This window comes from Comamonas resistens (genome assembly GCF_030064165.1).
Taxonomy (GTDB): domain Bacteria; phylum Pseudomonadota; class Gammaproteobacteria; order Burkholderiales; family Burkholderiaceae_C; genus Comamonas; species Comamonas resistens.
Genome location: NZ_CP125947.1, coordinates 376,553 through 394,344, shown reverse-complemented (window position 1 = coordinate 394,344; position 17,792 = coordinate 376,553). Strand labels below are relative to the sequence as shown.

Genomic DNA, 17,792 nt, shown 5'->3' with positions numbered 1-17,792 from the left:
TGATAGACGCGGGCACGCCCTGCGCCCCGCAATCTCATTCAGATCTTTGCCCGCCCTGCCCCCAACTCTTGCGCGGTGCGGCAGCGCGCTTGCGGGCAGCAGGTGCTGCTGCGGCCTTGGTGGCCGGCTTTTGGGCAGCTGTCTTCTGCGCCGCAGATTTGCGAGTGGCCGCCGCTTTGGCGGTTGCAGCAGAAGCCTCTGCGGCTGGCTTTGGCTTGCCTGCAGTCTTGGCATCAGCACCTGGGGTAAAGGTGCCGGCCTGCTCCATGACCTTGTCCATGGCGGATTTGGCAAAGCTGCTGGCTGCTTCTGTCGCGCGCTGGGCCGCAGCCATGGTCTCGGCCGGAACCGGCTCGGCCATGGCCTTGGCGGCGATCTGCTGGAATTGCTGGGTCAGCGCGCCCCACCATTGCATGGCCTGGCCCAACGCGGCCTGGGTCTGCTGCTGGGCGCTGGCGGCGGCTTCGGAGGCATCGGCCTCGGGCCTTGCCGCTTCGGCCTGTGGCTCTGGCTGAGGCACTGGCCCAGCGGCTGGCACGGATGCCGGCTCCTCATGCCTGGAGCTGCCTGCGCCCATGGGCCAGCCCGTATAGGCCGAGGCCGCCGCCTGTCCGCCAGGGAAGGGGAAGTTCTTGGCCAGATCGCTCATGCTGACATTCATGCCCTGCAGAGTGGACAGCGTCATGCGCTGCACCTCCAGAGCCTGGATGGTGGCGGCCAGAGCCCGGCCGTTTTGCTCCAGCCAGAACTGCACGGCCTTGAGCTCGGCAATGCGCTTGTCCACCTCTTCCACACTGACCGTGGGAGCCACCCATTGCGGCACACGGCCCAGGGGCGAGGCCGCAGCGCCAGCGCCTTGCGCCAGCCCCTGCAGAAATTCAAAACCCGGAATGAACTTGCCGAAACCGAATGCCGATGTGTCGCCGCTCATAGTGCTCTCCGCTGCAGGGATGTGAACCAGACTCCGCCCCGTTGGTAAACGGGTACGGAGCCGAGCTTACTTCACTTGCAGCATCTGCTGCAAACAAAGGAGCAGCTAGCGCATTGCAGGTGTGCGCTGGCTACACATCCAGCTCTGCATGGTCGGGCATCAGTGCATATATCAGTGCATATGCGCGCCATGGCCCATGGCCTCGTGCCCCTTGGCCGCAGCGGCCCCTGGAGCCGCCATGCGCACCGGCAATTGCAGGTTCAGACGGGACTGCTCGCCCTTGGCATCCTTGAAGATCAGCGTCACGGACACCTGGCTGTCCTTGACCAGCGGGGCCTTGAGCTGCTGCAGCATCAGGTGGTAGCCGCCGGGCTTGAGGTCCACGGCCACGCCCTTGGGCAGGTCCAGCGAGTCGATGGCACGCATGCGCATGACATCGCCCTCCATCTTCATCTCATGCACCTCGGCCACTCCGGCCGCAGAGGTTTCCACACCCACCAGCTTCAGAGGCTCTTCGGCGGTCAGACGCATGAAGGCACCCGAGGCCTGCTGGCCCGGTACGCTGGCACGCGCCCAGGCATTCTCGACCTTGACATGGGCGGCATCGGGATGGGCCCAGGCCATCCCGGAAATCAGCAAGGAACCCAGAGCCATCACGGCAGTACGACGCATATTCATGAAACTTTCTCCATTCTCAACAACTATTCAGGCTGCTTTTCACAGCCAGATTGATTGCAAACCCTTTATAGAAAAGCGCTTGCAGCTATGGTTTTGAAAGCTTTTAAAGCGGTGGCGCGCGTACCGGCGGCAAGGTGGAGATAAAAGCCTGCAGCAGGCCCTGCCCTCGTTCGGGCAGGACTGCAGTTTGGGGACGCAAGCCCGCGTCAATCTGCCGCGCCGGTGGCGGAGCCAGCATGGGCAGGCATAGCGCGCAGTCCAGCCCATGGGCCTGTGGCACAGCCTCATCAGCGGCAACAGGGCCGGGCACCCGGAAGGCAGACCCCGTGGCGCTGCAGACCGGCTCCCAGCCGGCAGGAAGCTGGGCCTGGGCAAATGGCGCCGCCACCGTGGTCAACAGCACGCACAGCCAAGCCGCCAGCAAGCAACGTGCCGAGAGGGTGCGATGTTGTAGGGCGCGCCAGAGCATGGGCGGATTGTAGAAGCAGCTTTCGCTATCCGGTTGGCGACGCGAGGAGGTCGCCGCCGCGTTCTAAGATGTCAGCGCCAATAAGGCGACCAACCACCAAGGAGACATGCATGCTGACTCTGTGCGGATTCTCGGCCAGCAATTACTACAACAAGGTCAAGCTGGCCCTGATGGAAAAGCAAATTCCATTCGAGGAAAAACTGGTCTGGCTGGGCGATACCAACCCCGACCAGTCCCCCCTGGGCAAAGTGCCTTACTTGCTCACCAAGCATGGAGCCATCAGCGAATCCGACGCCATCATCGAATATGTGGACACCCTGTCGCCCACCACACCTCTGCTGCCCAGCGACCCGTTCGCCGCAGCCAAGGTGCGCGAGCTGTGCGTCTATCTGAATCTGCACCTGGAACTGGTGGCGCGCAACCTCTATCCCCAGGCCTTTTTCGGCGGCAAGGTCAGCGACGCCGCGCGCGACAAGACGCTGGAGCAGCTGAAAAAGAATATTGCCGCCTTCGCCAGGATCGCCCGCTTCGACATGCCGTTCATCGCTGGCGAGCAGTTCAGCCTGGCCGACTGCAGCGCCATCGTGCATCTGCCGCTGATCAGCAGTGCCACCAAGATCATGGGCGGCACCGACCTGCTGGCCGAGCTGCCCGTGCGCGACTATCTGACCCGCATGGGCGAGCGCCCCACGGTGCAAAAAGTCAACGCCGACCGCAAGACCAACACCATCGAGCTGATGGAACACATGAAGGCCAAGGCCGCGCGCTGATACGGCCCGGCAGGAGGCAGGCAGTGCTATCTTCTGCATCACTATGCAAAGCCTGTTTCATCTTGCCTACCACGTGACCGATCTTGACGAGGCACGCCGCTTCTACGGCGGCGTCCTCGGCTGCCGCGAAGGCCGCAGCACCGATACCTGGGTCGACTTCGACTTCTTCGGCCACCAGATTTCCCTGCACCTGGGCCAGCCCTTTGCCGTGGCCAATACCGGCAAGGTCGGCAACCACATGGTGCCCATGCCCCACCTGGGCGTGATCCTGCTCAAACCCGACTGGATGGCCCTGGCCGAGCGCCTGAAAGCCGCCAACACCCGGTTTGTACTGGAGCCGCAGGTACGCTTCGAGGGCGAGCCTGGCGAGCAGTGGACCATGTTCTTCCATGACCCCAGCGGCAATCCTATCGAGGTCAAGGGTTTTGCCAGCTGGGAAGCGGTCTACGAGCACTGAAACCCATGCCAGCCCCGCGCAAGGCACTACCCGAAATCGATCCCCAGCGCTGCACGGGCTGCGGCTGGTGCATAGGGGTGTGCCCGCCCCATGTGCTGTCGCTGCAGGTTCAAAGTCCTACAGGGTTCGGCCCCAAGCGTTCCACCTTGCATGACGCGCCAGGCTGCACGGGCTGTGCCCTGTGTGCCGTGCGCTGCCCGTTTGACGCGATTCAGATGGTGAAGATTGGCAAGCACTGATCTTGCCAGGCCCATGCAACGGCTTGAGGACAAGCCCTTAACCAGGCACCACCCCCTCCAGAAACCGCAACAACCCACTGCTGCGCTGCGTAGGACTGCCCATGGCCGACACCAGCAGACCCGGCAGCTCCGACCATAGCGAAAACGCCTGCCGCGCCCGCGTGATGCCGGTGTAGACCAGCTCCCGGCTGAGCATGTTGCCGCCCTGGGCGGCCAGCACCAGGGCCGTGTGCTCGAACTCCGAACCCTGGCTTTTGTGCACCGTCATCGCAAACGCCGTTTCCACATGGGCCAGCCGTGCGGTGCTGACTGCGTGCAGCTTCTCGCCCTGCATGAAATACGCACGCAGACGCCTGGGGTCGGCAAAACTGGGCAGGGCCATGCCGATATCGCCGTTGAACACGCCCAGCTGCCCATCATTGCGTGTGACCATGACGGGGCGACCCGCATACCATTCGCCGTCCTTGCGGATGGCGCCGCTTGCGTGCAGCGCCGCCTCCACCGCGCGATTCAGACCGGTCACGCCCCAGGGGCCTTCGCGCACGGCGCACAGCAGCCGGTAGCGGTCAAAGGCCTGAAGCACCTGGGCCACCCACTGCTGGTGAGCCGCGTCGCTGTCAAAGCCGGTCTTCATGCCTTGCGCCAGCACCTTGGCATAGGCTGCATAACTGGCCGCCGTGCCGCGCCCCTGCACGGCGCTGCGCACCACGGCCTCCACCTCGCCGCCTTCACGGGCCCAGAGCTCGGCATTCAGGCCGGACTGGGTCTGGGCGCGCAGCAGGCCCATGGCGCCCGGCGCATCACCGGCATTGACGGCCAGCGCCAGCTGGCCTATGGGGCCGCCAAAGCGGCGGCTTTCGCGCAGCATGACGGTGTGCTGGGCAAGAGGTTGAGGAAGCTGCAGCGCCGGACTGACGGCCATGAACTGCGCAGGCAACAGCAGACCCGCCACGCGCTGCGCATAGGCCAGGGTGTCGTCCGAGTAATGGCCCTGCTGGGCATCGCGGCAGAGGTCGCCAAGCACGGCTCCCGCCTCCACCGAGGCCAGCTGGTCCTTGTCGCCCAGCAGGATCAAACGCGCCGTAGGCGGCAGGGCCTGCAGCAGCGCGGCCATCATTTCCAGATGGATCATGGAGGCCTCATCGACGATGAGCACATCCACATCGAGCGGATTGCCCGCATGGTGGGCAAAGCGCCGCGTATCGGGCCTGGCGCCCAGCAGCGAGTGCAAGGTGCGTGCCGCCCCCATGCGCTGCACCAGGGCCTCAAGGTCGAGAGCATCGCCGACAGCGGTTTTCAGCTCCAGCAAAGAGGTGTCAATGGACTGCTTGAGCCTTGCTGCCGCCTTGCCCGTGGGCGCTGCCAGCGCCACACGCAACTGGGCGGCATCGGGAGCCGTGGCAAACAGCAGAGCCAGCAGACGGGCCGCCGTATAGGTCTTGCCCGTGCCGGGGCCGCCGGTGATGACGGACATCCGCCCGCGCAAGGCTAGCGCGCAAGCCAGTTTTTGCCAGTCCGGCTGGCTGGTGGATGCACTGAACAAGCTGTCCAGCCAGCGCCTGACCAGAGCCTCATCCAGAGCTGCACCGTCTGCGGCCGTGCGCTGCGCAATCTGCGCGGCCACGCTGCGCTCATAGTCCCAATAGCGACGCAGATAGAGCAGCGGCGCGGGGTCATCGAGCAGCACCAGCGGCTGGCCCAGATCGGGCGCCGACGCGTCGCCATTGACCCCACGCATGACGCGCACCACAGGGCTGCGGCGCAAAGCCTGCAGCCAGCCGTCCAGTGTGGCTGGCAGTTGCTCCCACAGTGATAGCTGTACAGGCATAGCTTCTTTGGGCCAACCCAGGATTTCATTGGGATTGGCAGGTAACGCGGCCAGCGGCAGACAGCTGTGGCCGCGGCCTTCCATCTGCGCCAGCACGACCGTTGCTACCAGCAAGGCGGGTTCGGCCTCCGCATCCTGGGCAGCGACGAAGGCGGCCAGTGCGCTGTCCAGGCGGCGCAGCAGGCCGGCATCAGCCAGGCGCTCCAGCGCGGTCAGCAGATCGGCGCGGCTCAATACCGTGACAGCTTCATCGCCAGATGTAGCGCTGGATTCATGGTCTGCAAACAGATCCAGTGTCTGCAGATCGGTTCTGCGGCGCCCCCTCATGGCAGCATCTCCTGTACGGGTTCGGCACTGCCTCCGAGCAGCGCATCCAGCGCTTGCAGCAATGCCAGCGGCGCTGGCAGCACATGCATGCCTTGGGCCTCGCCATCGATGCCGCGCATGAAAAAGTAGAGCGCACCGCCCAGGTGCTGCGCAGGCTCATAGGCATCGCCAAGCCGGCTTTGCAGCAAGCGATGCAGTGCCAGCAGGTAGAGCGCGGCCTGCACGTCGTAGCGGTGCTCCAGCATGGCGCCGGCCAGCGCATCGGGCGTATAGGCCGCAGCCTCGCTCCCCAGATGGTTGGTCTTGTAATCAAGCACCCAGTAACGGCCCGCATGACAGAACACCAGGTCGGCAAAGCCCATGAGCATGCCGTGCAGCTCGCGCTCGGGCAGCACCGGGCGCGGCTGGCCGGGCAATATATGTTCGCGGCACAGGACGTCGATGCGCTGGGCCGACAGGCGCTGCGCGGGCAGCCAGAACTCCATCTCGGCCAGCAGGGCATCCTGCGCGCCCAGATCAGCCAGCGTCACGCCCAGCGGCCGCAGCGGCTGGTGCACCACGGCGCGCAGCCACTGCAACACATCGGCGGCCTGATCCTTGCGGCCTGCGCGCTCGCAGCGGCGCAGCAAACGAGTGCTCAAACGGGTACTCAAAGAGGCGTTCACAGGGTCGGAGACTTCGGCATCATCCTGCTCGGACAGCGCAAAGCCTTCACCGGCCAGCCACTCCATCTGGTCGTGCAGGAAGTTGCCCACCACCGGGCCGCGCATGAATCTATGCCACACGGCGGCGCTGCTGCGCGCCCCTGCGGTCATGGGCAAGGCGCTCAGATCCAGCAAAGAGTCTTCTTCGCGCTGCATCTGCCGCTCGTCCTCGGCAGGGCTGATGGCCGCCACGGCCAGCACGGGCAGGCTGGGGGCCGCCATGGCACGGGTCAGCGACGAGAAGCTGCCAATGCCCCAGCGGCGGTCGAACTCCGCCGTGTACACCGGCGCGCCCTGCAGCGCAGGCAGCTCCTGCGCGGGCACATAGCGCTGCAGCAGCGGCAGCTCCGGCGGCAAGTCCAGCACGCTGATATGCGCGCATTGCTGGCTCAGGATCTCAATGCTGGCACGCCAGCCCGCTACAGATTGCGAAGCATCTCCGGCAAGCAGATAGCCCGCTGCACCCTGTTCGTTGGCGCAGCTTTTGCTGTGCCCCCGTTTCATGGGGGCCAGGCCCATCCACAGCGCATGGCGCGGCCGGGTCAGCGCCACATAGAGCAGGCGCAGGTCTTCGCGCAGACGCTCCTTGTCGGCCCGGGCCAGTTGCGCGCCGTCATAGTCCAGCACCAGCTCGCGCGCCGGGCCATATTCGCCTTGCACCGGCAGCGACAGATAAGCGGCCTTGTTGTCCAATGACCTGAAGCTGCCGCCAAACGGCAGGCAGACCACCGGATATTCAAGGCCCTTGCTCTTGTGGATGGTGACGACCTTGACCAGATCTGCATCCGACTCCAGCCGCACGATCTGGGCGTCCCCCGTCGCGCCCGGGGACTCGATCTGCGTGGCCAGCCAGCGGATCAGCGCCTGCTCACCCTCCAGCTGGGCGCCAGCACTTTGCAGCAACTCGGCCAGGTGCAGATAGTTGGTCAAACGCCTCTCACCACCGGTTTTCAGCAGCCAGCGCGCAGGCAGGTTGAAGCGATACAAGGTCTGGCGCAGCATGGCCAGCACGCCCAGGCGCAGCCAGACGCTGTGCAACTCCTTCATCTGCTCGCTGCGCGCATCGAAAGCCTCGTCATCGCTGGCCAGCCAGGCCAGTTCGTCAAAAGACAGGTCCATCATCGGCGTCGCCAGACCTGCCCGCACGGCCAGCCCATCGAGCGGCGCTGCCACGGCACGCAGCCACAGCAGCAGGTCCTGCGCTTCGCCGCTGGCAAACACCGAGTCCTGGTCCGATAGATAAACCGATGCCACCGACCGCTTGGCCAGCGCCCGCCGCACGGCAGCAGCCTCCTTGCCGGTGCGCACCAGCACGGCAATATCGGCGGGGCGAATGCGCTGCAGCTCTTGCCCTTTTCTGGCAAAGCCCGCCGTCTCATCCATCAGCCAGTGCACGATCTGGCTGGCGCAGAATTCTGCGCCCCGGCGGCGTATCTCGTCATTGCTCAACGGCTCGCCACCGCTGCCGTCCCAGGCAATCGTCAGCGCCGGTACGGGCTGGCTGGCTTGCACCAGCATCTCGCCGCGGCCCTGGGCCTTCACGGGCTCAAAGGGCAGCGGATTGCTGTGCCCCGCGCGGAACATGAACGCCCCCTCTCCGGGGCGCTGCTCCGCCTGCGCAAACCACTGGTTGACGGCATCGACCAGCGCTTCGGTCGAGCGGTAATTGGTGTCCAGCACATAGTGCCGCCCCTCGGTGGACTGGCGGGCCTGCAGATAGCTGTAAATGTCGGCACCGCGAAAGCCATAGATGGACTGCTTGGGGTCGCCAATCAGCAGCAGCGCGCTGTCCCGGGCGCGGTCTTCTGCGTTATGGGCCGTGCGGTAGACCTGGTCGAACAAGCGGTATTGCAGCGGCGATGTGTCCTGAAACTCGTCAATCAAGGCCGCCGGGTACTGGGCCAGAATGCTGTCCCTCAGCGCGGCGCCGTTATCGCCCGCCAGCGCTGTATCCAGGCGCTGCAGCATATCGGCAAAGCCAAAGGTGCCGGCCTGGCGCTTGATCCACAGCAGGCGCTGCTGCACATGCTGCGCCGCATGCAGGCGCAGCTGGCTGGCAAAGCTTGGAATGGCTGCCAGTTGCAGCAGCAGTTGCTCCAGTGCCTGCGACTCGGGCGGCAAGTCCACCGGGGCATCGCCCTTGCGGGCTTCGTCCAGCCCCGCCGGAATCAGGCGCTTGGCCCCGGTTTTCAGCGCTTGTTCCAGCGCCAGATTCGGCGCCGCGGCCCAGTCGCGCAGCGTCTTGAGCCAGCCCTTGTAATTGGCCTGGCGCAGCTTGAGCCCGTTCCAGGCGCTCTTGTTGTTGGCCAGCTGGCCGTCCAGCCAGTCCTCCAGGCGCAGGGCTTTGTCGGCCCAGCCTTCGCTCAGAGCCTGCAACTGCGCTTTTTGCTGCTGCAGCGCGGTATCGACCAAGGAACCCAGCTGTAAATCGGCATGGGTGTGCGGCACGTTTTCACGCAGCAGCGATTGCATATCTTTCACCAGCGCATTCACGCTGGGCCAGACCTTGAGTACCTCTTCCAGCACCTCGCCCGACAGCGGGTAGCACTGCTGGCGCCAGTAGTCCTGAGCAGCCTCCAGCTGACGCTGGCTTTCATCGGCTTCCAGCGTCTCGTCGAACAGATTGCCGCTGTCAAACGCGTGCTCGCGCAGCATGCGCTGGCACCAGGCGTCAATGGTGTGAATGGCGGCATCGTCCATGCACTGTGCCGCCATATCGAGCCGCCAGGCCGCCTTATCGCGCTCTGCGCCCGGCGCATAGGCGTCGCGCAAATCGCGTAGAAACTGGTCGTGTGCCTCGGGTTCGGCTTCGCCTCGAAAGCATTGCACCGCTTCGATCAGACGCGCCCGCACCCGGTCGGACAATTCGCGCGTGGCCGCACGGGTAAAGGTCATGACCAGAATCTCGGGCGGCGTCAGCGGCCTGGCAAAACCGTTCTCGGCGCCATGGCCCAGCACCAGCCGCAGGTATAGCGCAGCAATCGTCCAGGTCTTGCCCGTGCCGGCACTGGCTTCAATCAGGCGCGATCCCCAGAGCGGAAACTGCAGGGGCTGCAGCACATGGCTGCTAACTTGTTGGGCCGGCGCGCTCATGCCTGCTCTCCTTGGGTTTGCATTTCCGGCAACGCGTCGGTGGTGACATGGGCGTCCAGCCAGTCATGCAGCGGGCCATAGACCTGCTTGGCCAAGGACTCAAAGCGCAGATCGGCGATCAAATCTTCCCAGCCCGGAAAGCAGCGCGCCCAGCTTGGGTCTTCGCATTCACCCGGACTCATAAATCCGCCTTCGTAGGCCTGAGCGGCCGCCCGCAAATCATCATTGGCAGCCGCTACAGCGCTGCGCAAAGGCAGGGGCAGCGGCTCGTTCTGGCCTTGCAGCCACAGCTGCATCAAGGCCAGCAACTGCTGGCGGGCGTCCTCCACCTCCAGCGGCACAACCCAGACAATGACGTCGCGCGCAATCACCCCCATCAGCGTTTTGCCGCCGGCCGCCGACAGTGCCAGGCTGCGCACATACAGCGGCAGCAGCTTGCTGGCCTGCAGCTCGCGCTCCTTGCTCAGCAGACCGCGCGGCTCCAGCGAGAACCAGCAACGTGCAAAGCCCTCGGCCAGGGCGCCGTCGCCCGCGGTGATCTCGTCATCGCGCTCGCGCAAACCGTCGATCCAGTCGTCCAGCACCAGATCGCCTTGCTGCAGCAGCAAGCGCTGGCGTGATGCAGCAAAAGGCCACTGCTGCATCTGCTGCTGCCAGGCCTGCAGGGACGGCGTGGTCTGCGCCTGCAGCACTTGCGCCTCACGCTCACCCAGTCCTGCCAGCGGCAACACACCCGCACGCGCCAGCCGCTGCACATTGCGCCGCACCTGGCCAGGCACATCGACGGCCCCATCTGCCTGCGCCAGCTGCGTGCGCACGCCTTGCTGCAGCTGCTGCACCAGGCCATAGGCTGTCAGGCCGTCGACGGTGAACAGCTCATCGTCTTCGACCACCTCGTCTTCCTGCTCAAAACGCACCAGCAGACGATGGCGCAAAAAGCTGCGGGCGGGGTTGCGCAAAAAGTCCGTCAGCCGTGCCAGCGTCAGCGGTACCTCGGGGTCCGGTTCATACGCTGCCATCTGCGGCAGCACCTGCGCCTGGGCCTGCTGGTGGGCCGCATGCCATTCGCGGGCAAAGGTGGACAAGCCCGAAGCCTGCTCGAAATAGCGGCGACTGAAAGGCTGCAGCGGGTGCTGCCAGGTGCGCTGCGCCAGCAGATCCCCCTCATCGCCCTGCCAGCCCTGGGCCAGATAGTCGCGCAGCTGCGAAACCAGTACCGAAGGCGGCTGCTCGCTGTTGTCGCGTACATGACGGCCCGCCCAGCTGATGTAGAGCCTGCGCCGGGCCGACAACAGAGCATCGAGCATGAGCTGGCGATCATCGTCGCGCCGTGCACGGTCACCAGGGCGCTGCTGGCCCGGCTGGGCCATCAGGTCGAAGTCCACGCGCGTGGCGCGGCGCGGATAGTCGCCGTCATTCATGCCCAGCAGGCAGACCACCTCAAACGGAATGGCGCGCATGGGCATCAGCGTGCAAAAAGTCACACCGCCCGCGCGAAAGCGTTGGTTGAGTGCCGGCTCGGACAAGGCCTGTAGCCAGGCCTCCTGCGCCACTTCCAACGGAATTTCGGCCTCAAAACCCGCCTGTTCACAGGCACTTTGCCAGCGGACCAGCGCCGTATCGAGTGCCGAGACCAGAGCCTGATCCTCATCGGTCTGCGCGACAAAGAAACCATCGAGCAGCGCCCTGAAGCGCTGCGCCCAGACAAAAGGCGTGGCGGTATCGCCTGCCTGTTGCCACCACTGCAGCATGCGCGCCAGCAGGCTGGCCAGACTGCCCGCCAGCTCTGCCGTGAGGCCACCGACCTCGTCATAAGGTTCTATGCCCGCAAAAGCTTGTGATGGTGCTTGCGACCGTGCTTGCGACTGCGCGGCCTGTGCATCGCCAGCGCCCTGCAGCTCGATGGCCGCGCCGCTGGCATAGCCCAGCAGCATGCGGCGCAGGCCAAACCAGGCGCTGTTGGGGTCGCCGCAGGCCTCCAGCCCCAGCTGGGCGCGCTGCGCGTGGTTCAAGCCCCAGCGTATGCCGGCCCCGGCCATCCAGTGCGTGAGCTGTGGCAGATCGTCGGCCGCCAGCCCCACGCGCGCGGCGACGGCGGGCACGTCAAGCAGATCGCAGATCTCGCTCAGACGGCAGCGCTGCTGCGGCAGCTTGAGCAGCCATTGCAGCGCCGTGACCAGCGGGCTGCTGGTCCGCGCGCCCACATCGGCAATGTCAAAGGGAATATGGCGCGCATCATGGCGGCCGTACTGGCCGAACACGGCGCGAATGGCGGGGGCAGCCTCCTCGATCGCCGGCAGCATGACCACCACATCGCGCGGCGTCAAGCCGGCCTTCTCCCCAGCGGCAGGCTGTGCCAGCCATTGCAGCAGTTGGTCATGCAACACCTCCAGCTCGCGCACCAGGCCATGGGCCCTGTGAAAGACGATGGAATCATCGGCAGCGGGAATTTCCAGCGCCGGATGTTCGGACAAGGGCACGAGGTCGCGTATGCGTTGCTGCACCTGTTGCAGCAGCGGCGCCTGCGCCAGATCGTCGGCATCGGTCTCCTCGAACACATCGACGCGCGGCCAGTTCCATTGGACGGCGGTATCCGTCGACGTATCGAAGGCGTCCAGCTGGCGCACATAGTCGCGGCTTTGCCGCCCCCAGGCGGCCAGCAGCGGATGAGCATGGGCGTGCATGGCCTCCAGAGGAATCTGTGCCAGGTCCTTGCCGCCCTTGTCGGCATGGCGGCGGCGCTGCTGGCGCAGCAGCTCGCGCCCGTCTATGGCATCGGCCCAGTGAAAGCGGCAGGGGTTGGGCACGGCAATCAGCACCTGACTGTGGCGAGCAATGCCGCTCAAGAACTGCATCAGCGCCAGCGGCATTTGACTCATGCCGAACACCACCACACGGCGCGCCAGCGGCGTCACAGGCTGCCGGCCCGACTCCAGCGCCTCCAGAATCCGTGCCAGCAGCGCCGGGCGCGTGGCGGAGCGCTCGGTTTCATCGAGCTCGGCCAGCACCTTGCGCCACAGCATGGGCTGCCATAGCTGGCCTTCGGGCACGGGCGCATCGGGCTTGCCGGGCGTGCGCAGAACATCCTCGCCCTGCTCCCAGGCCGCCAGCCAGTCGGCGCGGTAGATCTGGTACTGGTCGAACAGGTCAGCGAGGCGCCCGGCCAGTTGCAGCAGGCGCTGTGGCTCGCCGGGACGCAGAAAATTGGCTATGGGTGCGAACGCAGGCTCATGCAGGCACTGCGGCAGCAGCCGCATCAGGCGCCAGGTCATGGGCGTCTTGTCCAGCGGCGATTCGCGCGGAACTTCCTGCTTGCCCAAAATCTGTCTATAGCTGCGCCAGACAAAGCGCGCCGGCAGCTCGACCTGAGCCGCCGCGCACACGCCCTGCTGCTCGGCCATGCGCATCTTGAACCACTCGGCCATGCCATTGCTTTGCACCAGCACGATCTCGGGCTCCAGTGCGGCCAGGGGATGCGCGGCCAGCCAGGCCAGCACCGTATCGGCCAGCGCTTCGGTACGGTTTCCATGCAGGGCGATCAACCCCGGTTGCCAATGCGCTGCCACTCACGCCCTCCTGTCTTGCCTGCCACGCCAGCGGCGAGCTTAACGCGACTTGAAGAGATAGCCGCGCAAATCCTGCCGCTCTGATATCAAGAGCTGTTATCGCTCGTCATTCAATGAATTCATATAAAAAACACATTGAAATTCAGTCCTATCTGGCGCTAGCAGCTATCAACTATTTACCAGTGCAGATAGAACATGGCCTTGGCCAGCAGCACGATGAGCAGCATATGGCTGAATACGCTCAGGTGCAGCCGGTGCGAGCGCCGCCCGTTGAGCGGCCCTTTGCGGCGCCACCACATGGCCGTGAAGAAATGCAGCAGCACGCTGAGCGCCGGCACGATCTTGATCGTCAGCAGCAGCCCCGCTACAGCCAAAGCGACTGCCATGCCCGGCTTCCAACCCAGCAGCAGGCGGGCAACAGCCAGCACACCGGCGCCTAGTTGCCACTGACCGCGACCGTATGCATGGGAATCTGCAGACCCGTCACGGCCCCGCATGACAAAGAACGGAATCACGCGCCACGCCATCAGCGGCGCGATCACGGCCATGCACAGCAACCCAAAGCCTGATGCAACGCAAATGCAGCGCCATTCCAGATCACGGCCTACGCAAATCGGATTCAGGTAAGCGCTTTTCCACAAGGAAGCCGTCTTGACTCACCCTTGTTTGCGCAAGTCCCGCAGATGATTGCATCCGCGGCACAGGCCAACAAAAAACCCCAGCACCTTGCGGTACTGGGGTTTTGAATCTGGTGGCCTGGGACGGAATCGAACCGCCGACACAAGGATTTTCAATCCTCTGCTCTACCGACTGAGCTACCGGGCCTTTGCTATTCAGCACATGTTTGCTGAACCCCTGATTATAGGCCTATTTTTCGACCTTGAATTCTGCCCAGGCATCGTATCCGGCGAAGCGGGCAGTCAGGAAAGCAGGTTCTCAACAGAAAAACCCCAGACCATTTCTGATCTGGGGTTTTATGTTTGGTGGCCTGGGACGGAATCGAACCGCCGACACAAGGATTTTCAATCCTCTGCTCTACCGACTGAGCTACCGGGCCTTTCTCCAGCACCCTTGAGCACCGAAGCCACGATTATAGGCATACTTTTCGATCCCAAATCGAAAACTGCGAATTTTTTGAGAATTACCCGCGGCGATTGCGTCCGAGGTCCACGCCCAGCTGACGCAGCTTGCGGTACAGGTGGGTGCGCTCCAGGCCCGTCTTCTCGGCCACACGGGTCATGGAGCCGCCTTCACGCGCCAAATGAAATTCGAAATAGGCTTTTTCAAAACCGTCGCGCGCCTCACGCAGCGGACGATCGAGGTCAAAGCCCTGGTGCGAGCTGGGCATATTGTCCTCGGCGGCCTGTGCAGTCACGCTAGCACTGGCCGATGGCGCAGCACCAGGACTGGGAGCGGAAGAGGATTCCGCCGCCTGGCTGTCGGTACTGCGTGCCAAGCCCTGCTCCACCGCCTTGAGCAGCTTCTGCATGGTGATGGGCTTTTCGAGAAAGGACAGTGCACCGATACGGGTTGCTTCAACCGCTGTCTCGATGGTGGCATGGCCGCTCATCATGATGACGGGCATGCTCAACTGACCGGCTGTGGCCCACTCCTTGAGCAAGGTCACGCCGTCGGTATCGGGCATCCAGATATCGAGCAGAACCAGATCGTAGTTATTGCTTGCACGTGCGACTCGGGCCTGCGTGGCGTTTTCCGCCAGATCCACACTATGACCTTCGTCGTTGAGGATTTCCGACAACAAATCCCGGATCCCCAGTTCGTCGTCGACCACCAGTATGTTTGCCATGTTGTCTTAAGCCTATTGCTGTCCTGTGCATCAGTCGGAGATCAACCCGCCTGATCACCTTCATTAGGTTGGAATGATAGCGACACTCGCGCGCCTTGAACTATCCCGTCTTCCTCTCGATTACCCAGGTCCACTCTGGCGCCATGTTCATCGGCGATTTTCTTGACGACGGCCAGACCCAAGCCTGTGCCTCGCGTCTTGGTGGTCACATAGGGCTCGAAAGCTCTTTGCAGAATATTGGGTGCAAAACCCGTACCACTGTCACTGATGCTCAGGCGCACGCGCTGCGCTGCATCGACCCAGCGGGTCTCGATAGTGACGACGCCCGGAGTCTGCCCTGTTTCCTGGGCTCTCTGAGCCGTTGAATCTTGCGCATTTTGCAAAAGATTGTGGATGACCTGTCGCAACTGCTGGCTGTCGCCGCGAATCATGGGGCAGTTCTCGTCCAGAGAAGCTTCCACACGCACGGTCGCATTTTCCTCGCCATAGAGCTGCAGCACTTCGGTGACCAGGGCGTTGATATCCATGGGCTGCAGCTTGGCGGCTGGCAGACGCGCATATTCGCGGAACTCGTCGACCAGACGCTTCATGGCCGCAACCTGATCGACGATGGTCTTGACGGACTTGGTCAGCAATGCCTGCTCGGCAGGCTCCAGCTTGTCCGTCAGCTTCATGGCCATGCGCTCCGCAGAGAGCTGAATGGGCGTGAGCGGGTTCTTGATTTCATGGGCCACACGACGCGCGACCTCGCCCCAGGCCTGCGCGCGCTGGGCGGAAACGATCTCCGAAATATCGTCAAACACCAGCAGCCGCTGGGCATCGGGCAGCTCCGCGCCACGCATGACGAGACTGGTGGTGTTGTGCACCACGTCGCCGTCACCGGCATCGAGCTCGTACACCTGCTGCCAGCGCTCGCGACCCTGCTGCGACGCAGGATCACCGAAGAACAGCTCGAACTGCTCCTGCACCACGCGCGCCAAGTCCTGCAGGCCAGAAATTTCGCGCAAATGCTTGCCCTGGAACACCGCCATGGGCTCACGCAGAATGCGGGTCGCGCCAGGGTTGCTGAGCACGATGCGGCCATCGCTGTCGAGCACGATGACACCCGATGTCAGGTTGTCCAGAATGGTTTGCAGATTGCTGCGTGCTGCATCAAGCTGCAGCAGATTGCGATTGGCATCCGAGCGGGCGTCGGCCAGTTGCTGGGTCATGACGGCAAAAGAGCGCGTCAGGCCGCCAATTTCATCCTTGCTCGACAGCGCAGGTTTGGGCCGCAGATCTCCGCGCGCCACATCACGCATGCCCTGGGCCAGCAGCAGCAAGGGCTTGGCCAGCTGATTGCCCAGCACAATGGCCAGCACCACGGCACCAAACACGGCCAGGAACAGAGCCAGCGTCAGCGTACCGATATACATGCGCTGCAGTCCGGCGCGCGCCAGAGCCCGCTCCTGGTATTCACGATTGGCCTCCTGCACGGCCAGCGCGTTGCGCACCAAGGTTTCCGGCAAGGCAATGGTGGCCTGCAGATAGCGCGACTCCTCGAGCAGGTTCACGGCCGAGCTGGGCACCAGCGCCAGCGTGCGCACCTTGGCATTGATGGCAGCATTGCCCGCCGGCAGATCATCGGCATCATCCAGGCCCTCGATACTGGAGACGGCACGCTGGCCGCCCTGCTCGCGCAGGCTGCGCATCATCTGCGCGCTCGGGCGCTCGGGTGCCAGGCTGAACTGCGATTTGCCCGCACTGGCAATGGCCTTGCCAGAGGCATTCCAAAGCACCACATCGGAGGCACCGATCTGATCGCGAATGCGCTCCAGCATCAGCGCCGCCCCGGCATCGGAGACCTGGCTCAGCTGCAATCCTGCCGTGCGAGTGTTGTTGGCCATATCGTTGGCCACCGTATCCAGTGTGGCACTGGCCAGACTGACGCCAGCGGTCAGCGCCCCCTCGACCTTGACATCGAACCAGCTCTCGATCGAGCGGGAAACGAACTGGTAGGACACCACATAGATCAATAATCCCGGCAGCAGCCCCACCAGGGTGAAGATGCCTGCCAGCTTGAGCAGGAGCTTGCTGCCGAAGCGGCCACGCTTGAGCCGCAACGCCAGCCGCAGCCCGCCCCACAGCAGCACCAGCAGCAGCAGGCCGGCGACCAGCACATTGGCCGCAAACAACCAGTTGTAATTGCGCTCGTACGAAAGCCGGTTGTTCGTCGCCATGGTCAGCAGGAACAGCAGCATGATCCCGACCACGACCATCAACACCACACCCACACCCACGGCCCAGCGGGTAGCGCGAGACCAGCGCGGGGGCAACTGCCCTCCTTGGCCGTCCAGAGCGGAAAAGTCCGGCATCAGGGCGTGGCCTCCAGCGCCATGGTGCGCGTCAGCTGCAAATTCCAACCGGCTCGGCCCAGCGCACTGATTTGCAGCGGACGCGGCAGGGCCGACAGATCTACCCGAAAGCGCAACTGAACGGAGACCCCCGAAGACGACCCCAGTTGAGCCGGATCCAGAATCTTCCAGCGCGAGATACGCTGGATGGCGCCCATCGCGTCCTCCAGTTGCTCATAAGTCTGGCCCAGGGCCAACCCTGTGCCCGAGCCCGCAAACGCGGTGTTGGAGATATGCAGACGCCAGCGGCGTGTGAGCGGCTGATGCGTGAGCCGGTAGTAGCGCGTGGCCGTGCCCAGATGCTGATCGGACCAGTACCAGCGTTCGCGCTGAACCTGGGCCTCGGCCGTGAAATACATGGGAATGCCCTGGCGCAGAGCATCTTCGACCTGGCCGGGCAGCTCGAACTGCATATTGGCCGACAGAAACAGGCCTTCATCGGTGCGGCTCAAGTCCATGGAGCTGATGTCGGGCGCGATGGAGTCTGCCCGCGCGACTGCTGTGCCCAGCCAGAGCATCGCCGCCATGAC

General features: G+C 64.1%; 13 protein-coding genes and 2 tRNA genes. 3 read left to right on the top strand and 12 right to left on the bottom strand.

Annotation, left to right across the window (positions count from 1 at the left end):
• Positions 1-34: 34 nt before the first annotated feature.
• The 3 genes from QMY55_RS01790 to QMY55_RS01780 form a co-directional block, all read right to left on the bottom strand.
• Positions 35-931: a PhaM family polyhydroxyalkanoate granule multifunctional regulatory protein gene (locus QMY55_RS01790; protein ID WP_283487008.1), complete on the bottom strand. Its 897-nt coding sequence runs from the start codon at positions 929-931 to the stop codon at positions 35-37.
• A 171-nt stretch (positions 932-1,102) separates the two neighbouring features.
• On the bottom strand, positions 1,103-1,609 hold the full coding sequence (locus QMY55_RS01785) for a copper chaperone PCu(A)C (protein WP_283487007.1): 507 nt from the start codon (positions 1,607-1,609) through the stop codon (positions 1,103-1,105).
• 103 nt (positions 1,610-1,712) lie between these two features.
• Entirely contained in the window at positions 1,713-2,078 is a 366-nt protein-coding gene (locus QMY55_RS01780; RefSeq protein WP_283487006.1) for a DUF2946 family protein, read from the bottom strand.
• Positions 2,079-2,188: 110 nt separating this feature from the next.
• On the opposite strand from QMY55_RS01780, the gene QMY55_RS01775 reads away from it, so the two are divergent.
• From QMY55_RS01775 to QMY55_RS01765, 3 genes are read left to right on the top strand one after another with little or no spacing between them, the layout of a single operon-like run.
• On the top strand, positions 2,189-2,848 hold the full coding sequence (locus QMY55_RS01775) for a glutathione S-transferase family protein (RefSeq protein ID WP_283487005.1): 660 nt from the start codon (positions 2,189-2,191) through the stop codon (positions 2,846-2,848).
• 43 nt (positions 2,849-2,891) lie between these two features.
• Complete coding sequence (locus QMY55_RS01770; RefSeq protein ID WP_283487004.1) at positions 2,892-3,305, top strand: VOC family protein; 414 nt, start codon at positions 2,892-2,894, stop codon at positions 3,303-3,305.
• Positions 3,306-3,310: 5 nt separating this feature from the next.
• The gene (locus QMY55_RS01765; RefSeq protein ID WP_283487003.1) at positions 3,311-3,544 is read left to right on the top strand and encodes an ATP-binding protein; all 234 of its coding nucleotides are present in this window, start codon (positions 3,311-3,313) and stop codon (positions 3,542-3,544) included.
• A 37-nt stretch (positions 3,545-3,581) separates the two neighbouring features.
• On the opposite strand, the gene recD is transcribed toward QMY55_RS01765, so the two are convergent.
• From recD to QMY55_RS01720, 9 genes are all read right to left on the bottom strand, one after another.
• Positions 3,582-5,699 carry an exodeoxyribonuclease V subunit alpha gene (recD, locus tag QMY55_RS01760; RefSeq protein WP_283487002.1) on the bottom strand — a complete coding sequence of 706 codons (2,118 nt, stop codon included), beginning with the start codon at positions 5,697-5,699 and terminating at the stop codon, positions 3,582-3,584.
• Positions 5,696-9,496 (bottom strand): exodeoxyribonuclease V subunit beta, encoded by a 3,801-nt coding sequence (recB, locus tag QMY55_RS01755; RefSeq protein ID WP_283487001.1) that lies wholly within the window; start codon positions 9,494-9,496, stop codon positions 5,696-5,698. The genes recD and recB overlap by 4 nt, the downstream gene beginning before the upstream one ends.
• On the bottom strand, positions 9,493-13,062 hold the full coding sequence (recC, locus tag QMY55_RS01750; protein ID WP_283487000.1) for an exodeoxyribonuclease V subunit gamma: 3,570 nt from the start codon (positions 13,060-13,062) through the stop codon (positions 9,493-9,495). The genes recB and recC overlap by 4 nt, the downstream gene beginning before the upstream one ends.
• Positions 13,063-13,238: 176 nt before the next feature.
• Positions 13,239-13,610 carry a hypothetical protein gene (locus QMY55_RS01745; protein WP_283486999.1) on the bottom strand — a complete coding sequence of 124 codons (372 nt, stop codon included), beginning with the start codon at positions 13,608-13,610 and terminating at the stop codon, positions 13,239-13,241.
• A 201-nt stretch (positions 13,611-13,811) separates the two neighbouring features.
• Positions 13,812-13,887: transfer RNA gene (locus tag QMY55_RS01740), tRNA-Phe, on the bottom strand.
• A 156-nt stretch (positions 13,888-14,043) separates the two neighbouring features.
• Positions 14,044-14,119 (bottom strand) — tRNA-Phe (locus QMY55_RS01735).
• An 84-nt stretch (positions 14,120-14,203) separates the two neighbouring features.
• Positions 14,204-14,869, bottom strand: coding sequence for a response regulator (locus QMY55_RS01730; RefSeq protein ID WP_283486998.1), 666 nt, complete (start codon positions 14,867-14,869; stop codon positions 14,204-14,206).
• A 41-nt stretch (positions 14,870-14,910) separates the two neighbouring features.
• The gene (locus QMY55_RS01725; RefSeq protein WP_283486997.1) at positions 14,911-17,223 is read right to left on the bottom strand and encodes a sensor histidine kinase; all 2,313 of its coding nucleotides are present in this window, start codon (positions 17,221-17,223) and stop codon (positions 14,911-14,913) included.
• Positions 17,223-17,789: a DUF4390 domain-containing protein gene (locus QMY55_RS01720; RefSeq protein ID WP_283486996.1), complete on the bottom strand. Its 567-nt coding sequence runs from the start codon at positions 17,787-17,789 to the stop codon at positions 17,223-17,225. The genes QMY55_RS01725 and QMY55_RS01720 overlap by 1 nt, the downstream gene beginning before the upstream one ends.
• Positions 17,790-17,792 lie beyond the last annotated feature (3 nt).